The 1,433-nt window shown below is 43.0% G+C and carries 2 protein-coding genes; both read left to right on the top strand.

Annotated features, from left to right (window positions below; genetic code table 11):
* The first annotated feature begins 44 nt into the window (after positions 1-44).
* Positions 45-437, top strand: coding sequence for an ISAon1 family transposase N-terminal region protein (locus tag DXN04_RS34455; protein ID WP_233525755.1), 393 nt, complete (start codon positions 45-47; stop codon positions 435-437).
* Complete coding sequence (locus tag DXN04_RS34450) at positions 418-1,401, top strand: ISAon1 family transposase (protein ID WP_233525754.1); 984 nt, start codon at positions 418-420, stop codon at positions 1,399-1,401. The genes DXN04_RS34455 and DXN04_RS34450 overlap by 20 nt, the downstream gene beginning before the upstream one ends.
* Positions 1,402-1,433 lie beyond the last annotated feature (32 nt).

Here is a 1,433-nt window from a genome sequence, read left to right as displayed (position 1 = left end):
GGATCAAGTTGAATTCTTGGGGGGAATGCTAAAAATTTGTTGCTTTGCAACTCATTAAAGAAGCAACAAACTTGGATCAGAGCTATAGACAGTTGATGGAATTTCTACTCCCAAAGGGACTTTTAGAGTATTTTGACCTGATTAAAACCACTCAATCCCCCAATGGACTCCATATTTATCTGGAAGAAAAGATTGAACCCCCTACTGAATATAGCGATCGAAAACTCCATTCCAAGGGCTTTTTACCCGAAGTCCGGGTCCAGGATTTTCCAATCAGAGAGAACAAAGTAACCCTGGTCATTAAGCGTAGGCGCTGGGAAGATATTCAGACCAATGAGATTATCACCAGAGACTGGGATGTTGTCAGTGACGGGGCTCGTATTACCAAGGAGTTCAGTCTTTTTTTAAAAGAAACACTTGGACGAAAGTCCCGTTAGTCCTACAGTTTTAGGCCATTTCTTCCAGATTGATGGCAAGCAGTTACAGCAACAATACAAACATCATCTCAGCGATTATTCCACATGGGAACAAAAAGAACATGCAGGTGAATGGATGCTTTTTGAACAAAATATGGGTCGTTATTTAAGCATTGACGAGACAGCTTTTGCCAGCGGAGAGCTTTATACCATTGTTACCAATAAAGAAGCCAGAGGGCGCAGAGGATCCATAATAGCGATGATTAAAGGCACACAGGCAGATCAGCTGAGCGAGGTGTTGAAGAGAATACCCAAACGATTACGCAGACTGGTAGAGGAAGTGACCTTAGATATGGCCGCGAGCATGAATGCTACAGTGCAGAGATGTTTTCCCAATGCTCATCGTGTAATTGACAGATTTCATGTACAGAAACTGGCTTTTGAAGCCGTGCAGGAGATCCGTATCAATCATCGTTGGCAGGCTTTGGAGGAAGAAAATATTGCTATAGACCTGGCCAAACGACAAGGGCGTGCTTATCAACCTGATATTTTGCCCAATGGAGATAGTGCCAAGCAACTCCTGGCACGAAGCCGTTACTTGTTATTCAAGCACCCAGGAGCATGGACACGCGAACAGAGACAAAGAGCAGAGCTATTGTTTACCAGATATCCCATCATTCATAAAGGCTATCAGTTATCATTGCGTTTAGGAGAAGTTTTTCGTCATTGTACGAGTAAAGAACAGGCATTCAAGAAGCTGGCATTATGGTACAATGATGTGGAGGAAGCAGGCCTGCCATCATTTAGAACCCTTGCCAGGACTATCCAGCATCATTATCTGGGCATTCTCAACTTCTTCAACAACAGAGCTACCAATGCAGCCGCAGAGTCATTTAATGCGAAGATCAAAGCGTTTAGAAATGCAATGAGAGGGGTAAGAGATGTAGAATTCTTTCTGTTCAGGTTATCTAAAATCTATGCTTAACGAACAAATCCCCCAAGAATTCAACTTGATCC

This window comes from Chitinophaga silvisoli (assembly GCF_003412465.1).
Classification (GTDB): Bacteria; Bacteroidota; Bacteroidia; order Chitinophagales; family Chitinophagaceae; genus Chitinophaga; species Chitinophaga silvisoli.
This window is presented reverse-complemented; position numbering and strand designations above follow the sequence as displayed.